This is a genomic window from Viridibacterium curvum (assembly GCF_039544165.1).
In the GTDB taxonomy this organism is placed as follows: Bacteria; Pseudomonadota; Gammaproteobacteria; order Burkholderiales; family Rhodocyclaceae; genus Viridibacterium; species Viridibacterium curvum.
On the sequence record NZ_BAABLD010000010.1, the window covers coordinates 92,933 to 108,751 of the forward strand.

At 61.1% G+C, this 15,819-nt stretch carries 18 protein-coding genes and 1 tRNA gene; 6 read left to right on the forward strand and 13 right to left on the reverse strand.

Going from position 1 to position 15,819, the window contains the following annotated elements:
• The 9 genes from ABEA02_RS14025 to ABEA02_RS14065 form a co-directional block, all read right to left on the reverse strand.
• Positions 1-420: a YgfX family protein gene (locus ABEA02_RS14025; protein WP_345533717.1), complete on the reverse strand. Its 420-nt coding sequence runs from the start codon at positions 418-420 to the stop codon at positions 1-3.
• Positions 421-434: 14 nt separating this feature from the next.
• Positions 435-1,673: a beta-ketoacyl-ACP synthase II gene (fabF, locus tag ABEA02_RS14030; RefSeq protein ID WP_345533718.1), complete on the reverse strand. Its 1,239-nt coding sequence runs from the start codon at positions 1,671-1,673 to the stop codon at positions 435-437.
• 114 nt (positions 1,674-1,787) lie between these two features.
• On the reverse strand, positions 1,788-2,027 hold the full coding sequence (acpP, locus tag ABEA02_RS14035) for an acyl carrier protein (protein WP_345533719.1): 240 nt from the start codon (positions 2,025-2,027) through the stop codon (positions 1,788-1,790).
• A 109-nt stretch (positions 2,028-2,136) separates the two neighbouring features.
• Positions 2,137-2,883: a 3-oxoacyl-ACP reductase FabG gene (fabG, locus tag ABEA02_RS14040; protein ID WP_345533720.1), complete on the reverse strand. Its 747-nt coding sequence runs from the start codon at positions 2,881-2,883 to the stop codon at positions 2,137-2,139.
• 24 nt (positions 2,884-2,907) lie between these two features.
• Entirely contained in the window at positions 2,908-3,834 is a 927-nt protein-coding gene (fabD, locus tag ABEA02_RS14045; RefSeq protein ID WP_345533721.1) for an ACP S-malonyltransferase, read from the reverse strand.
• 40 nt (positions 3,835-3,874) lie between these two features.
• The gene (locus ABEA02_RS14050) at positions 3,875-4,840 is read right to left on the reverse strand and encodes a beta-ketoacyl-ACP synthase III (protein WP_345533722.1); all 966 of its coding nucleotides are present in this window, start codon (positions 4,838-4,840) and stop codon (positions 3,875-3,877) included.
• Positions 4,837-5,922: a phosphate acyltransferase PlsX gene (gene plsX, locus ABEA02_RS14055; RefSeq protein ID WP_345533723.1), complete on the reverse strand. Its 1,086-nt coding sequence runs from the start codon at positions 5,920-5,922 to the stop codon at positions 4,837-4,839. Before plsX ends, ABEA02_RS14050 begins: the two co-directional genes overlap by 4 nt.
• 70 nt (positions 5,923-5,992) lie before the next feature.
• A complete protein-coding gene (rpmF, locus tag ABEA02_RS14060; protein ID WP_345533724.1) occupies positions 5,993-6,172 on the reverse strand; it encodes a 50S ribosomal protein L32 in 180 nt (59 codons plus the stop codon).
• Positions 6,173-6,200: 28 nt separating this feature from the next.
• Positions 6,201-6,671 (reverse strand): YceD family protein, encoded by a 471-nt coding sequence (locus ABEA02_RS14065; RefSeq protein ID WP_345533725.1) that lies wholly within the window; start codon positions 6,669-6,671, stop codon positions 6,201-6,203.
• 122 nt (positions 6,672-6,793) lie between these two features.
• Here ABEA02_RS14065 and ABEA02_RS14070 point away from each other — a divergent pair, with 122 nt between their 5' ends.
• Complete coding sequence (locus ABEA02_RS14070; RefSeq protein ID WP_345533726.1) at positions 6,794-7,384, forward strand: Maf family protein; 591 nt, start codon at positions 6,794-6,796, stop codon at positions 7,382-7,384.
• A complete protein-coding gene (locus tag ABEA02_RS14075; RefSeq protein WP_345533727.1) occupies positions 7,381-8,115 on the forward strand; it encodes an SAM-dependent methyltransferase in 735 nt (244 codons plus the stop codon). Before ABEA02_RS14070 ends, ABEA02_RS14075 begins: the two co-directional genes overlap by 4 nt.
• A gap of 247 nt (positions 8,116-8,362) precedes the next feature.
• Here ABEA02_RS14075 and ABEA02_RS14080 read toward each other — a convergent pair whose 3' ends face one another.
• Positions 8,363-8,824 (reverse strand): low molecular weight protein-tyrosine-phosphatase, encoded by a 462-nt coding sequence (locus ABEA02_RS14080; RefSeq protein WP_345533728.1) that lies wholly within the window; start codon positions 8,822-8,824, stop codon positions 8,363-8,365.
• Positions 8,825-8,832: 8 nt separating this feature from the next.
• Entirely contained in the window at positions 8,833-10,881 is a 2,049-nt protein-coding gene (gene uvrB / locus ABEA02_RS14085) for an excinuclease ABC subunit UvrB (RefSeq protein WP_345533729.1), read from the reverse strand.
• Between the two features lie 126 nt (positions 10,882-11,007).
• On the opposite strand from uvrB, the gene ABEA02_RS14090 reads away from it, so the two are divergent.
• Positions 11,008-12,213 carry an amino acid aminotransferase gene (locus ABEA02_RS14090; protein ID WP_345533730.1) on the forward strand — a complete coding sequence of 402 codons (1,206 nt, stop codon included), beginning with the start codon at positions 11,008-11,010 and terminating at the stop codon, positions 12,211-12,213.
• 70 nt (positions 12,214-12,283) lie between these two features.
• On the opposite strand, the gene ABEA02_RS14095 is transcribed toward ABEA02_RS14090, so the two are convergent.
• A complete protein-coding gene (locus ABEA02_RS14095) occupies positions 12,284-12,640 on the reverse strand; it encodes a thioredoxin family protein (protein WP_345533731.1) in 357 nt (118 codons plus the stop codon).
• A 15-nt stretch (positions 12,641-12,655) separates the two neighbouring features.
• Positions 12,656-13,822: an AsmA family protein gene (locus ABEA02_RS14100; protein ID WP_345533732.1), complete on the reverse strand. Its 1,167-nt coding sequence runs from the start codon at positions 13,820-13,822 to the stop codon at positions 12,656-12,658.
• Between the two features lie 171 nt (positions 13,823-13,993).
• Between ABEA02_RS14100 and ABEA02_RS14105 the strand changes: the two genes are divergently transcribed.
• The 3 genes from ABEA02_RS14105 to mobA all read left to right on the forward strand — a co-directional run bounded on the left by ABEA02_RS14105 (position 13,994) and on the right by mobA (position 15,817).
• Positions 13,994-14,069: transfer RNA gene (locus ABEA02_RS14105), tRNA-Asn, on the forward strand.
• Between the two features lie 109 nt (positions 14,070-14,178).
• The gene (moaA, locus tag ABEA02_RS14110) at positions 14,179-15,255 is read left to right on the forward strand and encodes a GTP 3',8-cyclase MoaA (RefSeq protein WP_345533733.1); all 1,077 of its coding nucleotides are present in this window, start codon (positions 14,179-14,181) and stop codon (positions 15,253-15,255) included.
• Between the two features lie 7 nt (positions 15,256-15,262).
• Entirely contained in the window at positions 15,263-15,817 is a 555-nt protein-coding gene (gene mobA, locus ABEA02_RS14115; RefSeq protein WP_345533734.1) for a molybdenum cofactor guanylyltransferase MobA, read from the forward strand.
• The last annotated feature ends 2 nt before the right edge of the window (positions 15,818-15,819 follow it).

Here is a 15,819-nt window from a genome sequence, read left to right on the forward strand (position 1 = left end):
TCAGGCGTCCCGCAGAGTCCAGCGCACCCAGATCTTGAGCTGCCGCCAGGCCTCGACATCAAAACCATCACGCAACAGACAAAAGCGCTCAGCCCGACCACCAGCCTCCGGCACCCAGACCAGCACAACACAGTAACCCAGCACCAGACTGTCCGCCAGCACCCGGCCTCGTCGCGGCCGTCCCGCCACCTCCAGCACAGCGCCATCCTCGTCCGGCTTCAAGCAAGCCCCGCGCAAACGCCAACCAACGCGACAACTCAGCCACAGTATCCACGGCGTCACAACCCAGACACCTGAAGCCAGCACGCGCGGCACTTCGGCAGGCACACAAGTCAGTGCAGGCAGCACACAAAAGAAAATGGTCGCCGACCACAGGGTCGGCGACCATTCGAGTGCGATGCTGCGCGGCGCACCAGGCAAGGCGCCCGCTCCGATCAGACCTTGCGGAAGACCAGCGTGCTGTTCGTTCCGCCGAAGCCGAACGAATTGGAAATGGCTACGTCGATCTTCATCGGACGTGCTTCCAGGGGCACGTAGTCCAGATCGCAAGCCGGATCCGGGTCATGCAGGTTGGCCGTCGGCGGCGCAACCTGATTGTGGATGGCCAGCGCCGTGAAGACCGCCTCGATGCCTGCAGCACCACCCAGCAGGTGACCCGTCATCGACTTGGTCGAACTGATCGCCAGCTTGCGTGCGTAGTCACCGAATGCCAGCTTCAGCGCCAGCGTCTCCGCGATATCGCCCAAGCCCGTCGAAGTGCCGTGCGCATTGACGTAGTTCACTTCTTCCAGACTGGTACGACCATTGCGCAGTGCGTTGCGCACGGAGCGCGCAGCACCTTCGCCACCCTCGCTGGGCGCCGTGATGTGGTACGCGTCCGAGCTCATGCCGTAACCGGCGATTTCGCAATAGATCTTGGCGCCACGCTTCTTCGCGTGCTCCAGCTCTTCGAGCACGAGCACGCCAGCGCCTTCACCCAGCACAAAACCGTCGCGGCCAGCATCCCAGGGACGGCTGGCAGTTGCAGGATCGTCATTGCGCGTCGACAAGGCCTTGGCCGCGCAGAACCCCCCAAGCCCCAGGGGCGACACCGTCGACTCGGCGCCGCCAGCAATCATGATGTCGGCATCACCGTACTCGATGAGGCGCTGCGCTTCACCAATGGAGTGGTTACCCGTTGCACAGGCGCTCACCGTAGCGAAGTTCGGGCCTTTGAAACCGTAATTGATGGACAGGATGCCGGAGATCATGTTGATGATCGAACCCGGTACAAAGAAGGGCGACACCTTCTTTACTCCTGCTTCACGCGAAGCCTCGTGCGTCTCTTCGATCAGTGGCAGACCACCAATACCCGAGCCGATACACACACCCACCTGTTCAGCGTAGGGCGGATTGGCTTCGATGCCGGCGTCCTTCAACGCATCAATCGCGGCCGCGAGGCCGTAATGGATGAACGTATCGAAACGACGTGCTTCCTTGGGCGACAGGTAGTTCGCCACATCAAAATTCTTGACCTCACCTGCGATGCGCGTAGGCAAACCCGAAGCATCGAAGCGTGTGACCTGAGTGATGCCTGAGCGGGCATGCGTGATGTTGTCCCAGGCTTCAGCGAGAGAATTTCCGACAGGAGAGATGATCCCCAGCCCGGTGACGACGACTCGGCGGCGCGACAAGAGCGACTCCTTCATTTCATCCCCGTGGCTTTTACAACATGCCATCGGGGCTCAAAAAAGCATTTGGCGGCGGGCACCCTTGCGAGGGCAGCCGCCGCCATGTTCACAAACCAATCAGCCCTTGAGGTTGGCGCTGACGTAGTCGATGGCCTGTTGAACGTTGGTGATCTTCTCGGCTTCCTCGTCCGGAATTTCACACTCGAACTCTTCTTCGAGCGCCATCACCAGTTCAACGGTGTCCAGCGAGTCCGCACCCAGATCATCAACGAATGACGATTCGTTCTTGATATCAGCTTCGTTAACGCCCAGTTGTTCCGCAACAATCTTGCGAACGCGCTGTTCGATGTTCTCCATGAATTGCTCCTTGCAGTAAAAGCGTGTGTTCAGTTCAGACAAACTCAACCATTTTAGCAGAAAGAAGCGGCAACTTCCGCCATCTTCGCCGGCTTGAAATCCTGGGGCATCAGCCCATGTACATGCCGCCATTGACGTGCAACGTGACGCCAGAGACGTAACTGGCCTCGGGCGACGCCAGGAACACGACAGCGGCGGCGATTTCTTCGGGGCGCCCCAGACGGCCGACGGCAATCTGGGTTTGCAGGGCATCGCGCTGAGCATCCGGTAGCTCGCGCGTCATGTCGGTGTCGATGAAGCCCGGCGCGACGCAGTTAACCGTGATGTTGCGACTACCCAGCTCGCGCGCCAGCGCGCGGGTCATGCCGGCCACACCAGCCTTGGCGGCAGCGTAGTTGGCCTGACCGGGGTTGCCCGAGCTCCCCACCACCGAGGTGATGCTGATGATGCGACCCGCACGGGCCTTCATCATGCCGCGCATGACGAGACGCGACATGCGGAACACCGCCTTGAGATTGGTGTTGATCACCGCATCCCATTCCTCGTCCTTCATGCGCAGTGCGATGTTGTCTCGGGTAATGCCCGCATTGTTCACCAACACGCCCACTGCACCAAACTCGGCTTCGATCTGCGCCACGGCGGCCTCTGCGGCCGCCGCATCGGTGACGTCCAGCGCGAGGCCGCGGCCCTTGATGCCGGCTTCGCGCAGCGCAGCCGAGATCGACTCTGCACCCGATTCAGAGGTCGCGGTGCCAATAACCGTCGCACCCGCCTTGCCCAGCTGCTGCGCAATCGCAGCACCGATGCCACGGCTTGCGCCCGTCACCAGTGCAACTTGTCCTTCCAGATTGAACATGGAGATGTCTCCCGAAGAATTGAATCAGGCCGCAGCCAGCTGCTGCACGCCCGCTGCATCCACAAGCGCCTCGATAGTCAAGGAGCCTTCGATACGCTTCACCAGTCCCGCCAGCACCTTGCCGGGGCCGAATTCATAGACGGCCTGCACGCCATCAGCATGCATGCTGCGGATCGTTTCGATCCAGCGAACGGGGCTATAGGCTTGGCGCACCAGCGCATCACGGATAGCTGCCGGATCACTGAGGGCTGCCACATCAACGTTGTTCAGCACCGGGATCTGCGGAGCCTGAACCGAAACATCGGCGAGACGCGCCGCAAGCTTCTCGGCCGCAGGCTTCATCAGCGCGCAATGGAACGGCGCAGAGACCGGCAGCAGCACTGCGCGCTTGGCGCCACGCGACTTGCAGGCCTCCATGGCGCGCTCGACAGCCGCCGTATGGCCAGCGATCACGATCTGCCCGGTCGAATTGTAGTTGGCCGAAGAAACCACCTGCCCCTGCGCCGCTTCGGCACAGGCTGCGTCGATCACGTCTGGCTCCAGGCCCAGCACGGCAGCCATGGCGCCTTCGCCCAAAGCGACGGCTTCTTGCATGACTTGAGCGCGATAGCGCACCAGACGCACAGCATCCGCGAATTGCAGAGCACCCGCTGCGACCAGCGCCGAATACTCGCCAAGACTGTGGCCCGCCACAACAGCCGGACGTGCGCCGCCCGATGCCAGCCAGGCGCGCCACACAGCCACGCCAGCAGTCAGCATCAGCGGCTGGGTATTTACGGTCTGGTTGATCAACTCGGCAGGACCATCAGCCAGCATCTGCCACAGATCCTGATCGACGGCATCGCTCGCCTCAGCAAAGGTCGAACGGATCTCGGGCAGATCACCATAGGCCGCCATCATGCCGACCGACTGGGAGCCTTGCCCCGGGAAAACGCCTGCAAATTTCGTCACGATTGACTCCGGAAAATCAGATCGACAGCGCGCAGCACTGTCAGAAGCGCAGCAGCACTGCACCCCAGGTAAAGCCACCTCCCACGCCTTGCAGCACAACGCTGTGGCCACGCTGGATGCGGCCGTCGCGCACGGCGGTATCCAGCGCCAAGGGCACGGAAGCCGCCGAAGTGTTGCCATGGCGATCCACGGTAACAACCACCTTGTCATCTGGCACACCCAGACGTTTCGAGGTCGCTGACATGATGCGGATATTGGCTTGATGGGGAATGAGCCAGTCCAGATCAGAGACCGTCATCGACGCCTTGGTCAGCACCTCGGTCGCCACATCGCCCAACACACGTACGGCGAGCTTGAAGACAGACTGACCGTCCATCTTGAGGAACGGAGAGCCGGTGATCTCACCACGCGTGAAAGCGCCTGTCGCATTCAGAATGCCTTGCTGGCCGCCGTCTGCATGCAGAGCCGAAGCGAGAATGCCAGGCCTCTCGTCAGCCACCAGCACCACAGCGCCCGCACCATCGCCGAACAGTACGCAGGTGGAACGATCATTCCAGTCAACGATGCGCGAGAGCGTCTCGGCGCCAATCACCAGCACGCGCTTGTGATCACCGCAGCGAATGAACTTGTCAGCGGTCGCAAGCGCATAGGCAAAACCGCTGCAGACAGCCTGCACATCAAAAGCTGCCGCGCCGGCAGGGATGCCCAAGGTCTGCTGCACGATGCAGGCCGTACTGGGAAAAATCATGTCCGGCGTCGTCGTGGCCACGATCAGAAGATCAATGTCCGCTGGCGTCAGCCCGGCCATATCCAGCGCGTTACGTGCCGCGCCAGCGGCCAGATCGCTGGTCTTGAGCCCTTGCTCGGAAAGATGGCGGGCACGGATGCCGGTACGCTCGGCAATCCATTCGTCGGAGGTTTCGATCCCGCGCGAGACGAGATCATTGTTCGTGACGGGAGCGCCGGGCAGAAAACTGCCCGTCCCCGCAATACGCGAGAAGATCATGCTGTGCGAACGACCTGATTTGCTGCCTGCGCCTCGCCCGTCATGGGCAGACCGGCATCCAGTGCAGGCGAGTGCGTATTGATGTAGTCGATCATGCGTCGCTCGATGCGCTCAATGAGCTGATTGCGAACCGCTCCGGCGGAGCGCAACAGCGCCTGACCAAAAGCGAAGACGTCTGCTGAGCCATGGCTTTTGACGACAACGCCGCGCAGACCCAGCAGGACGGCACCATTATACCGGCGATGATCCGCACGACGGCGGAAACGCTTGAGGATAGGCAAGGCAGGCAGCGCACAGAGGCGAGTAAACCAGCTGCGGCGGAACTCCTCCTTGATGAAAGTCGACAGCATCAAGCCCAGCCCCTCGGAAGCCTTGAGTGCCACGTTGCCGACAAAGCCGTCGCAGACGATGACCTGACAAACACCTGTGTAGATGTCGTCCCCTTCGACGTTACCGACGAAATTCAGGCCGCTGCCACGCAGCAACTCTCCAGCTTGCTTGACGACTTCGTTCCCCTTGATCTCCTCGGTGCCGATGTTGAGCAGCCCCACTTCAGGACGCTCAATGTGCTCCACCGCCTCGACCAGCATGGCACCCATGATGCCGAACTGCAGCAGGTGGTCCGCCGTGCAATCGACATTGGCCCCGAGGTCGAGCATGTAGGTCTGACCATGCGTAGTGGGCAAAACCTGCACGATGGCCGGTCGATCAATACCAGGCAGCGTTTTGAGGACAAAACGCGAGATGGCCATCAACGCGCCGGTATTGCCGGCGGAGATGACCGCATGCGCTTCGCCGTTCTTGACGAGATCGATCGCCACGCGCATGGAAGAATCCTTCTTTGCACGCATGGCCAACGCGGGCGCCTCATCCATCGCGACGACCTCGCTGGCGTGCTGGATACGGACGCGATCGCCAAAAGCCCTCAACTCCTCGGCATGGACGCCGACAAAAGCCTCGGGCAGCCCGACGAGCACCACCCGCGCTTCAGGGTCTGATCGCAGGAACTCACAGGCAGCAGGCAGCGTGACCGAGGGGCCATGATCGCCGCCCATGCAGTCAATTGCGATTGTGACGTCCATTAAGCGCGATGACGTGACACTGAATCAGTCGGAACAACCGGGGAACGGGTGACCCCGTTCAGCAGGCGAATCACTCGCCCTTGGCCTTGAGGACCTTCTTGCCCTTGTAGTAGCCCGACGGCGACACATGGTGGCGCAGGTGTGCTTCGCCCGTGGTCGGCTCGACAGCCAGCGCCGGGGCGGTGAGGAAATCGTGCGCACGGTGCATGCCGCGCTTCGACGGGGATTTCTTGTTCTGTTGAACAGCCATTTTCTACTCCTGAAAACTCACGCGAAAATCAATTCCCGCGCTTCAATTTACCCAGTGCCGCAAACGGTGACACCACGTCCTGAACCTGCTCGACCGCCCCGCTACTGCCATTCGGTGCGGAACAATCCTGATGCATAGGGAAAGCCGGCAACGAGAGCAGAACCTCGTCTTCCAACAGACTCAAGGCATCCAGATTGCGCCCCGCATGAATCGGGTCGAAATCGTCTTCCGCGAGATCGTCTGCCAGATCATCATCGGGCAGATCTTCTCCTTCAGGCACCAGCAGGAAACGCCGCTCCACACTGACGGAACACACAACATCCGTCAGGCATCGCTGGCAAGCCAGCACCAGATCACCGGAAACCCGCAGCACCAGAAATGCGTCATCGCCCCGCCGGCAACCTTCCCAGCGATAGCTGACAGCAGCCTCAAGGCCGTCCGGCCTGACCATCTCGAGCACACGCTCAAGCTGGCGTACGGACAACTCGCCTTCCAGCACCTGACCACGCCGAGCGAACTCGAACGGGTCTGACAAACGCAAGGAAGACTCCGGCTTTTGGTGCGGCATAAACAGTCGATGATATTATTTTGGCCCCTCGCTGTCAAAGCCAGCCTAGTCCCATGCCCCGGCTCGTCCTCGCCTCCACCTCTGCTTATCGTCGGCAACTCCTTGAAAGACTTGGGCTGGCATTTGAAACAGACCGTCCCGACGTGGATGAATCCCCACTGCCGGGCGAAGCGCCCACAGTCACAGCCGAGCGGCTGTCGATTGCCAAGGCCCGGGCCGTGGCTGTGCGCCACCCGGACGCCCTGATCATCGGCAGCGACCAGGTTGCGTACCGACAAACAGAATCCGGTGGCGAACGTTTTGGCAAGCCGGGCACGATTGAGCGCGCAATAGCTCAGCTGCAGGCCATGCGCGGGCAGTCGGTGTTCTTCCACACGGGACTGTGTTTGCTAGATAGCCGCGACAACAGCCAACAGGTCGACGGCGTCAGCACCGAAGTCCGCTTCCGGCAGCTGAACGACACGGAAATCCGCCGGTATGTCGAAAAAGAGCTACCGCTGGACTGCGCGGGCAGCGCCAAATCAGAAGGTCTGGGCATCAGCCTGCTGGAATACATGCGTGGCGACGACCCCAACGCCCTCGTCGGTCTGCCGCTGATCGCGCTCTGTCGCATGCTGCGGAACGCTGGCGTGACGGTGCCATGAGCGCTGGCCGGCTGTTCCTGATCCCTGTCGGGCTGGGTCCTGGCGAGCACGCCAGTACGCATCCGCCCGAAGTGTTGCAAATACTCGGCGGCATCGAGTGTTTCATCGTCGAACGCGCAAAAACAGCCCGCGCCGAAATCAAACGCCTGGGCCACCCTGCGCCGCTGCAAAGCCTGGAGATTCACGAGCTGCCAGAACCGCCCGACACCAGCTGGATTGATGGCCGGCTGGATGCACTCGAAACCGGCCGGAATATTGGCCTGATGTCGGAAGCCGGCTGTCCAGCGGTGGCGGACCCCGGCGCTCTGGTCGTGCGCCGCGCCCATGAGCGTGGCTTAAGGGTCGCACCTCTGGTGGGCCCCTCCTCCCTGTTGCTGGCCTTGATGGCCTCGGGCCTGAATGGACAAAGCTTTGCCTTTCATGGCTATCTGCCAATCAACGCATCGGAACGCACTCAGCGCATCAAGGCATTGGAAGGCGAATCGCGCCAGTGGCAACGCACCCAGCTGTTCATCGAGACGCCTTACCGCAACGCCGCCATGCTCGATGCCCTGCTGAACCAGTGCAGCCCCGACACGCTGCTCTGCGTGGCAAGCTCCCTCAGCACGGCGGACGAAGAAATCCGCTGCCACAGCGTTGCCGACTGGCGACGCAAGCCACGTCCCGATCTGGATCGCCGCCCGAGCATCTTTCTGCTCCTCGCCGCAGCGGGTAAGACTCCGCAACGCTGATCCGAACGGGCGGCATGCAGACTTGCCCCCTCTGTCGCGACGCCCGCGGTCGGTGATGTCCGGATTCCACAGAAAAAGTCGCACGCAACAAACCTTGTAGCCTGCGCAACCAGCCTGCCCGGGCTCTCCGTCCCGCAGGCGCCTGGCGCCGGCTGGTCGACACGAGAGGAACGACCCGCTAGCCCCCCCCAGAAAACGAAGGAGTCTCAATTCGTCAGCAAAGCGAGCTAGATTGCAATCCGCAGAATCAACGAAAGCGATCGAGCACTCCCTGCACTGCGTCTTCACACAGGTCGAGTACATGCTCGAACCCATCAGGCCCGCCATAGTACGGATCAGGCACGTCCTTCTCGCTTGCCGGCGACGCAAAGCTCAGGAACATCGCGATCTTGTGATGGAGCTCGGGCGGACACTCCCGCTTCAGCCACACGTAGTGGCCACGGTCCATCGCGAGAATGAGATCGAAACGCTCGAAATCCTGCGGCACGACGGGCCGCGCGCGCAGGCGCGACAAATCGTAACCACGCTTCTTCGCCGACTTCTGCGCACGTGGATCCGGCGCTTCGCCATCGTGGTAGGCATGCGTGCCCGCTGAATCAAACTCCAGCTCGCGATCCAGACCCAGCCGCGCCGCCCAGTGACGCGCAATGCCATCAGCAGTCGGGGAGCGGCAGATATTTCCAGTACAAACAAACAGAATGCGTTTCATCGTCGGCTTCAGTGGTGGTCGGCCCCAAAAGCGCGCTGACGCAGACGAAAAAGCTCATCACGCGCCGCCGCCGCTTTCTCGAACTCAAGGTTTTTGGCCGCTTCGGTCATTTCCTTTTCGAGGCGCTTGATCTCGCGGGCCAGGGCTTTTTCGTCCATCAACGCATAGTCAGCACGGGGCTCGGCCAGGCCCGACGTGATCTTCTCTTCGTCAGACTGATAAACGCCGTCGATGATGTCCTTGATGCGCTTATTGACCGACTTCGGTGTGATGCCATGCTCTTGATTGAAGGCGATCTGTCGGGACCGGCGACGCTCTGTCTCGCCAATGGCAGCGCGCATCGAGTCCGTCATGCGGTCCGCATAGAGGATAGCCGTGCCATTAAGGTGACGCGCGGCACGGCCGATGGTCTGGATCAGGGAACGGATGGAGCGCAGGAAACCCTCCTTGTCCGCATCCAGAATCGCCACCAGTGACACTTCGGGCAAGTCGATCCCCTCGCGCAACAGGTTGATACCCACCAGCACATCAAATTCACCGAGTCGCAAGTCGCGCAGGATTTCCACACGCTCCACGGTATCGATGTCACTGTGCAGATAGCGTACGCGGATACCGTTCTCGGTCAGGTAGTCCGTCAGGTCTTCCGCCATGCGCTTGGTCAGCACGGTGATCAGCACACGCTCATTGGCCGCCACACGCTTGCGGATTTCCATCAGCACGTCATCAACCTGCGTCGTCGCCGGGCGGACTTCAACTACCGGATCAACCAAGCCCGTCGGCCGCACGAGTTGCTCAACAACCTGCCCTTGATGCTCCTCCTCATAGGTCGACGGCGTCGCCGACACGAAAACGCTCTGCGGCATCAAGCGCTCGAACTCGTCAAACTTGAGCGGCCTGTTGTCCGCCGCAGAAGGCAGGCGGAATCCATATTCGACGAGGTTGCGCTTGCGCGCCTGGTCGCCCTTGAACATGGCGCCAACTTGCGGTATCGCCACGTGCGACTCATCGACGAACATCAGCGAATCGCGTGGCAAGTAATCGATCAGAGTTGGCGGCGGATCGCCCGCTGCACGACCGGAGAGGTGGCGCGAGTAATTCTCGATACCCTTGCAGAAGCCCAGTTCGGTCAGCATCTCCAGGTCGAAACGCGTGCGCTGCTCGATACGCTGCGCTTCGACGAGCTTGCCGCCCTTCTGGTAGAACTCGATGCGTTCGCGCAGCTCTTCCTTGATCTTCTCGACGGCCCGCATCACGGTGGCGCGCGGCGTCACATAGTGGCTGGAGGGAAAAACAGTGAAGCGCCCCAGTTTCTGCTTGAGATGGCCAGTGAGCGGATCAAACAGCGTGATGTGTTCGATCTCGTCGTCGAACATCTCCACACGCACAGCCAGCTCGGCGTTCTCCGCCGGGAAGATGTCGATGATGTCGCCACGCACACGGAAGCTGCCGCGCGAGAAATCCACGTCATTGCGATCGTACTGCATGCCAACCAGGCGCTGAAGCAGATCGCGCTGCCCCATCTTCTCGCCCTCGCGCAGGTGCAGGATCATGCTGTGGTAGTCGGCCGGATCACCGATACCGTAAATGCATGAAACGGTCGCGACGATCACGACATCGCGCCGCTCCAGCAGACTCTTGGTTGCTGACAAGCGCATCTGCTCGATGTGCTCGTTGATCGCGCTGTCCTTCTCGATGAACAGGTCACGCGACGGCACATAGGCCTCGGGCTGGTAGTAGTCGTAGTAAGAGACGAAGTACTCGACCGCGTTCTCGGGGAAAAACTCGCGGAACTCGGCGTAGAGCTGTGCGGCCAGCGTCTTGTTGGGCGCCAGCACCAAGGCCGGGCGACCGGTGCGGGCGATGACGTTGGCCATCGTGTAGGTCTTGCCCGAGCCCGTCACACCCAGCAGGGTCTGGAACATCAGACCATCGCCAATCCCCTCCACCAGCTGCGCAATGGCCGACGGCTGATCACCCGCCGGCGGAAACGGTTGGTGCAGGCGAAAGGGGCTGCCATCAAACGTTACAACGGCAGGTTCGGGGGCTGCGTCTGACATGCTAAAATGTTGAGTTGTCTCGGTTTTCCGCCTGCCGTCAACGTTTGGCAAGCTGAGCCGTTGATTATTCCGCATTTACCGTCCCGATGCGAGGCGCATCGGGCTTATTCCACCGCTGGAGCATTCATGAGTTCGTCGATTTTTGCCGCCGTCGAAATGGCACCGCGCGACCCTATCCTGGGTCTGAACGAAGCGTTCAACGCTGACACCCGCAGCACCAAGGTCAACCTGGGCGTGGGCGTTTACTTCACCGACGAAGGCAAGATTCCCCTGCTCGGCGCAGTCAAGGCCGCCGAAAAAGCCCGCCTCGAAGCTGCACCGGCGCGCGGCTATCAGCCAATCGAAGGTCTGGCCGCCTACAACAACGCGGTCGCTACCCTGCTCTTCGGCAAGGATTCCGCACTGATCAGTAACGGTCAGACGCTCACCATCGAAGCACTGGGCGGAACGGGCGCCCTCAAGGTTGGCGCCGACTACCTCAAGCGCCTGCTGCCGAATGCCACGGTCTACATCTCTGATCCGAGCTGGGAAAACCATCGCGCGCTGTTCGAGTCGGCCGGCTTCCCCGTCAGCAACTACGCTTACTACGACGCCACCACGCGCGGCGTGAACTTTGAAGGCATGCTCGCCGACCTGCGCCAGATGCCCGCACAAAGCATCGTCGTGCTGCACGCCTGCTGCCACAACCCGACTGGCGCCGACATCTCCGCAGACCAGTGGAAGCAAGTCGTGGCCGCCATCAAGGAACGCAACCTCATCGCCTTCCTTGACATGGCCTACCAGGGCTTCGCCGATGGCATCAAGGAAGACGCCGTGGCGCTGGATCTGTTCGCTGCGTCCGGCCTGCAGTTCCTCGTGTCGAGCTCGTTCTCGAAGTCCTTCTCGCTGTACGGTGAGCGCGTCGGCGCGCTGACTATCGTTGCCGCCAGCAAGGACGAAGCCGGCCGCGTACTGTCGCAGGTGAAGCGCGTGGTGCGTACCAACTACTCCAACCCGCCGACCCATGGTGGGGCTGTCGTCGCAGCCGTACTCTCTTCGCCCGAACTGCGCCAGCAATGGGAAGAAGAACTGGCCGGCATGCGCGTGCGCATTCGCGAAATGCGTAGCGCCCTCGTCGAGAAGCTGAATGCTCGCGGCGTGAAGCAGGACTTCAGCTTCGTGCTGAAGCAACGCGGCATGTTCAGCTACACCGGCCTGACGGCTGAACAAGTAGAACGCATGAAGACCGAGTTCGGCGTCTACGCCGTGTCGACTGGCCGCGTCTGCATCGCTGCGCTCAACAGCAAGAACATTGACTACGTGGCCGATGCGATAGCTGCCGTGCTGAAGTAAGCAGCGCCAACACCAAAAAGCAAAAAGGCCCGCAAGGGCCTTTTTGCTTTTTGTCTGAACGACCGAACAGCTATCGCTGCCGAATCCGCTCACGCACGTTCGCAATCTGCTGCATAGCACTCTGTGTGGATGCGGAAGGTCCCGACGCACCCGGCTCTGAATACGTCTGGATCAGCCGCTCCAGCTGCGTGACATGCGGCAACATGGCACCGCAGAACATGACGCTCTCGCCGCGCTGGATCACGATGGTCGGGAAATTCTCGACATTGATGTCGCCGGCAATCTCCGGCTCATCCTCGATATCTACCCAAGCGAATTCGACGCCAGGCATCCGCACAGCCAGGGCGTCGAACGCCGGACGGTACTCACGACAACTGCCGCACCATTCTGCGCAGAGGCAGGCGACAAACAGTGACGACGAACTCATTCCTGTCCGGGAAAATCAGGGCACGACGACATCCGGAGCCTTGACCGTACCACCGAGTAACATCGAGCGGGCCTTGACCTCACCATTCGGCAGACGCAGGGAGCCAGACACCGTCCCTTGCAACTTGCCTTCAGGCGAAACCTGGAAACTTGACGAGCCTTGCAGGTTGTTGCCATCCAAACGCCGGATCGAAACCGCAGACGACTTGCCCGTCGCACCTGAGAATGAGCCTTCAAGCGTCTGGTAACGCGTCAGGCCACCACCAGCCGAGCCGGAATTGGGACGCCTGATCCCCTCCAGCAAACCGAACCGGTCAATACTGCCGGACTTTGCCGAATAGCTGCCACTGGCCGTCACCACGGCCTTCTCCAGCTCTTCCAGCGTTTTCGCCGCCGCCGAGAATTTCGCTTTGGCCGTCACCGTGCCCTGCACTGTGTGCCCGGCAAAGAATCCGCTCAGCAACTCCTGCGCCGACATCTTGTCGAGCTGGATATCGCCAGCGACAGCGAACCCGTCTGTCACGGCAATGCTGACAACGCCTTCGACAGAACCACCCAAGCCGGTTGCGCCGATCTTGTCGAACAGGATAAGGTCGTCCGTCAGACTGCCCTGCGCAACGACCTGGTCAAAACGAAGGCCAGATAGCACGCCCCACTTCCAGTTGCCCGTTTTGAAGAAGGTCACCAGCTTGCCATCAACCGGCGCAGCCTCCAGCGTGACGAGCTGTTCGATATCGATGGTGGCGCGCTTCAGCGTGCCGTCTTCGGCAAATTCCATGCGGCCTGCGGGCAAGGAAATGGAGGTATTCCCCAACAAGAGCTTGAGCTTCGCAAATTTGAGCGAAGTCACCTTGCGCGTGGTCTTGCCATCCACCGTACCAAACCGAAGAAGCGAAGACGGTTTGGCGACAATCTCGTCGACTTCCAGCTGGATGCGATTGGTCTTGCCGCCCGTGATCCACGCTGCCCAGTCGGGCGTCACCCAACCCTTGTTCATCGTCACTGGATCAGGCGTATGAACCTTGATGTCCTTGATTACCTTGGCCGGCCAGGGATGGAAACCGTAGCCGTCCTCACTGAAAGTCACCGGCAGACCCAGCCAGGACTCGGGGCTGGCCGCTTTCGTCGGAATCAGCACGGTCAGCAGCACCGCCAGCGCAAAAACGGCAAGTAAACGCGTCATGAGGGTCATCGAAGCTCCCGGAAGTAAGTCTTTGCGCCGCAAGGCGAGAATGCTGCGAACTCTAGCGCAATCAAGGCCCGAGCGCCGCTCACAGCCGCCTTGCGGTTCCTCACTCGCACCAAGCGCTTTACATTGCCAGAAGACGTGTCTATAATTCGCAGCCTCATTTGTTCCTCGATAGCTCAGTCGGTAGAGCGCCGGACTGTTAATCCGTAGGTCCCTGGTTCGAGCCCAGGTCGAGGAGCCAGAATCGAAGAGCCCGTTCGGGGAAACCTGAACGGGCTCTTTACGTTTGGGCCGATCACCCTGCCCTGGCGGCGTTTGTACAGCCCCGATTTCCTGTCGATAATGCAGACATGAAAGCTGCGCCGCACACACACGCCGTTCCGCTCTCGTCGCTGCGCCGCCCGTCCGCTGTTCCGGACTTGCCGCTTGTGGACACCTTGCGCCGTCCGCTACAGGACCTGCGCATATCCGTCACCGACCGCTGTAACTTCCGCTGCGCCTACTGCATGCCGCGCGAGCAGTTCGGCGCCGACCACCCCTTCCTCCCACGCCAATCCCTGCTCAGCTTCGAAGAAATCACCCGCGTCGCGCGCATCTTCGCCGATCTGGGCGTCACCAAGATCCGCCTCACAGGCGGCGAGCCTCTGATGCGCAAGGATCTGTACAAGCTCGTTGCCATGCTGGCGCAGCTTCCCGGCATCGATCTCACGCTGACCACCAATGGCGCCCTGCTTGCCCGCCACGCACAAGCGCTAAAGGATGCCGGCCTGCAGCGCCTGACCGTGAGTCTGGACGCGCTCGACGAAGCCACGCATGCGCGCATGAGTGACAGCAGCGTGCCACTCGCCGACGTGCTCAAGGGCATAGCAGCGGCCGAAGCCGCTGGCTTCAGGCAGCTGAAGATCAACATGGTCGTGCAGCGCGGCGTGAACGACCACGCCATCCTCGACATGCTGCGTCACTTCCGTGGCAGTGGGCACATCTTGCGCTTTATCGAATTCATGGATGTGGGCGAAACGAATCACTGGCAGATGAAAGACGTGCTTGGCGCGCGCGAAATCCTGCAACGCATCGCCAGCGAATACCCCATTGAGCCCATCGAAGCGAACTACACAGGCGAAGTTGCCAAGCGCTGGCGACTCGTCGATGGCAGCGCGGAAATCGGCGTCATCGCCTCGGTGACACAAGCCTTCTGTCGCGACTGCACGCGACTACGCCTTTCACCCGAAGGCAAGCTGTTCACCTGCCTGTTCGCAACACAAGGGCACGATCTCACGACACACTTGCGCACACTCAATGAGGACGACAGCGCAGTCGCCGCCTGGATTGCCAGCGTCTGGGCAGCACGCAAAGACCGCTATTCCGAGTTGCGTCACGCCGGCCAGGCTACGGGCGGCAAGATCGAGATGTCGTACATCGGCGGATGAATGAGCCATGAACGTCACCGGACTGATCCTCGCCGGTGGCCTCGGCACTCGCATGGGTGGCGCCGATAAAGGCTGGGTGGAGTTCGAGGGCCGCAGCCTTATTGAAAGCCTGATCGCGCAACTGCAGCCCCAGGTCGACAAACTCGTCATCAGCGCCAATCGCAATCTGGATCGCTACGCCGCGCTGGGGTTCCCGGTCGTCACCGATCTGCGCCCCGACCATGCAGGCCCGCTCGCCGGCATAGAAACCGGGCTATCCGTGTGCGAAACCGACTGGCTGCTGACCTGCCCGGTCGACACACTGAATCTGCCTGCCGACTACGCGCAGCGCATGCAGCAAGCAGCGCCATCGGTGGCCTTCGCCGGCGGTCATCTGCAACCGGTCTTCATGCTTGTCCCGCGCAGTGCGCTTGCTTCGCTGAGCGCTTCGCTAGACAGCGGCAACGGCAAGGTAAGACACTGGACCGATCAGATGGGCCTTCGGCAGGTCTCGTTCGACGACACACCCGGCGCGCTGTGCAATCTCAACGACTGGCAGGCGCTGCAACAAGCACAACAGTAACG

Excerpts from the sequence above, each read along its gene's own strand:
- plsX (WP_345533723.1), bottom strand. The coding sequence starts at position 5,922 with ATGGACGTCACAATCGCAATTGACTGCATGGGCGGCGATCATGGCCCC.
- uvrB (WP_345533729.1), bottom strand. The coding sequence starts at position 10,881 with ATGTCAGACGCAGCCCCCGAACCTGCCGTTGTAACGTTTGATGGCAGC.
- acpP (WP_345533719.1), bottom strand. The coding sequence starts at position 2,027 with ATGGAGAACATCGAACAGCGCGTTCGCAAGATTGTTGCGGAACAACTG.
- ABEA02_RS14070 (WP_345533726.1), top strand. The coding sequence starts at position 6,794 with ATGCCCCGGCTCGTCCTCGCCTCCACCTCTGCTTATCGTCGGCAACTC.
- ABEA02_RS14075 (WP_345533727.1), top strand. The coding sequence starts at position 7,381 with ATGAGCGCTGGCCGGCTGTTCCTGATCCCTGTCGGGCTGGGTCCTGGC.
- rpmF (WP_345533724.1), bottom strand. The coding sequence starts at position 6,172 with ATGGCTGTTCAACAGAACAAGAAATCCCCGTCGAAGCGCGGCATGCAC.
- ABEA02_RS14095 (WP_345533731.1), bottom strand. The coding sequence starts at position 12,640 with ATGAGTTCGTCGTCACTGTTTGTCGCCTGCCTCTGCGCAGAATGGTGC.
- ABEA02_RS14050 (WP_345533722.1), bottom strand. The coding sequence starts at position 4,840 with ATGATCTTCTCGCGTATTGCGGGGACGGGCAGTTTTCTGCCCGGCGCT.
- moaA (WP_345533733.1), top strand. The coding sequence starts at position 14,179 with ATGAAAGCTGCGCCGCACACACACGCCGTTCCGCTCTCGTCGCTGCGC.
- ABEA02_RS14100 (WP_345533732.1), bottom strand. The coding sequence starts at position 13,822 with ATGACGCGTTTACTTGCCGTTTTTGCGCTGGCGGTGCTGCTGACCGTG.
- ABEA02_RS14080 (WP_345533728.1), bottom strand. The coding sequence starts at position 8,824 with ATGAAACGCATTCTGTTTGTTTGTACTGGAAATATCTGCCGCTCCCCG.
- ABEA02_RS14090 (WP_345533730.1), top strand. The coding sequence starts at position 11,008 with ATGAGTTCGTCGATTTTTGCCGCCGTCGAAATGGCACCGCGCGACCCT.
- fabG (WP_345533720.1), bottom strand. The coding sequence starts at position 2,883 with ATGTTCAATCTGGAAGGACAAGTTGCACTGGTGACGGGCGCAAGCCGT.
- mobA (WP_345533734.1), top strand. The coding sequence starts at position 15,263 with ATGAACGTCACCGGACTGATCCTCGCCGGTGGCCTCGGCACTCGCATG.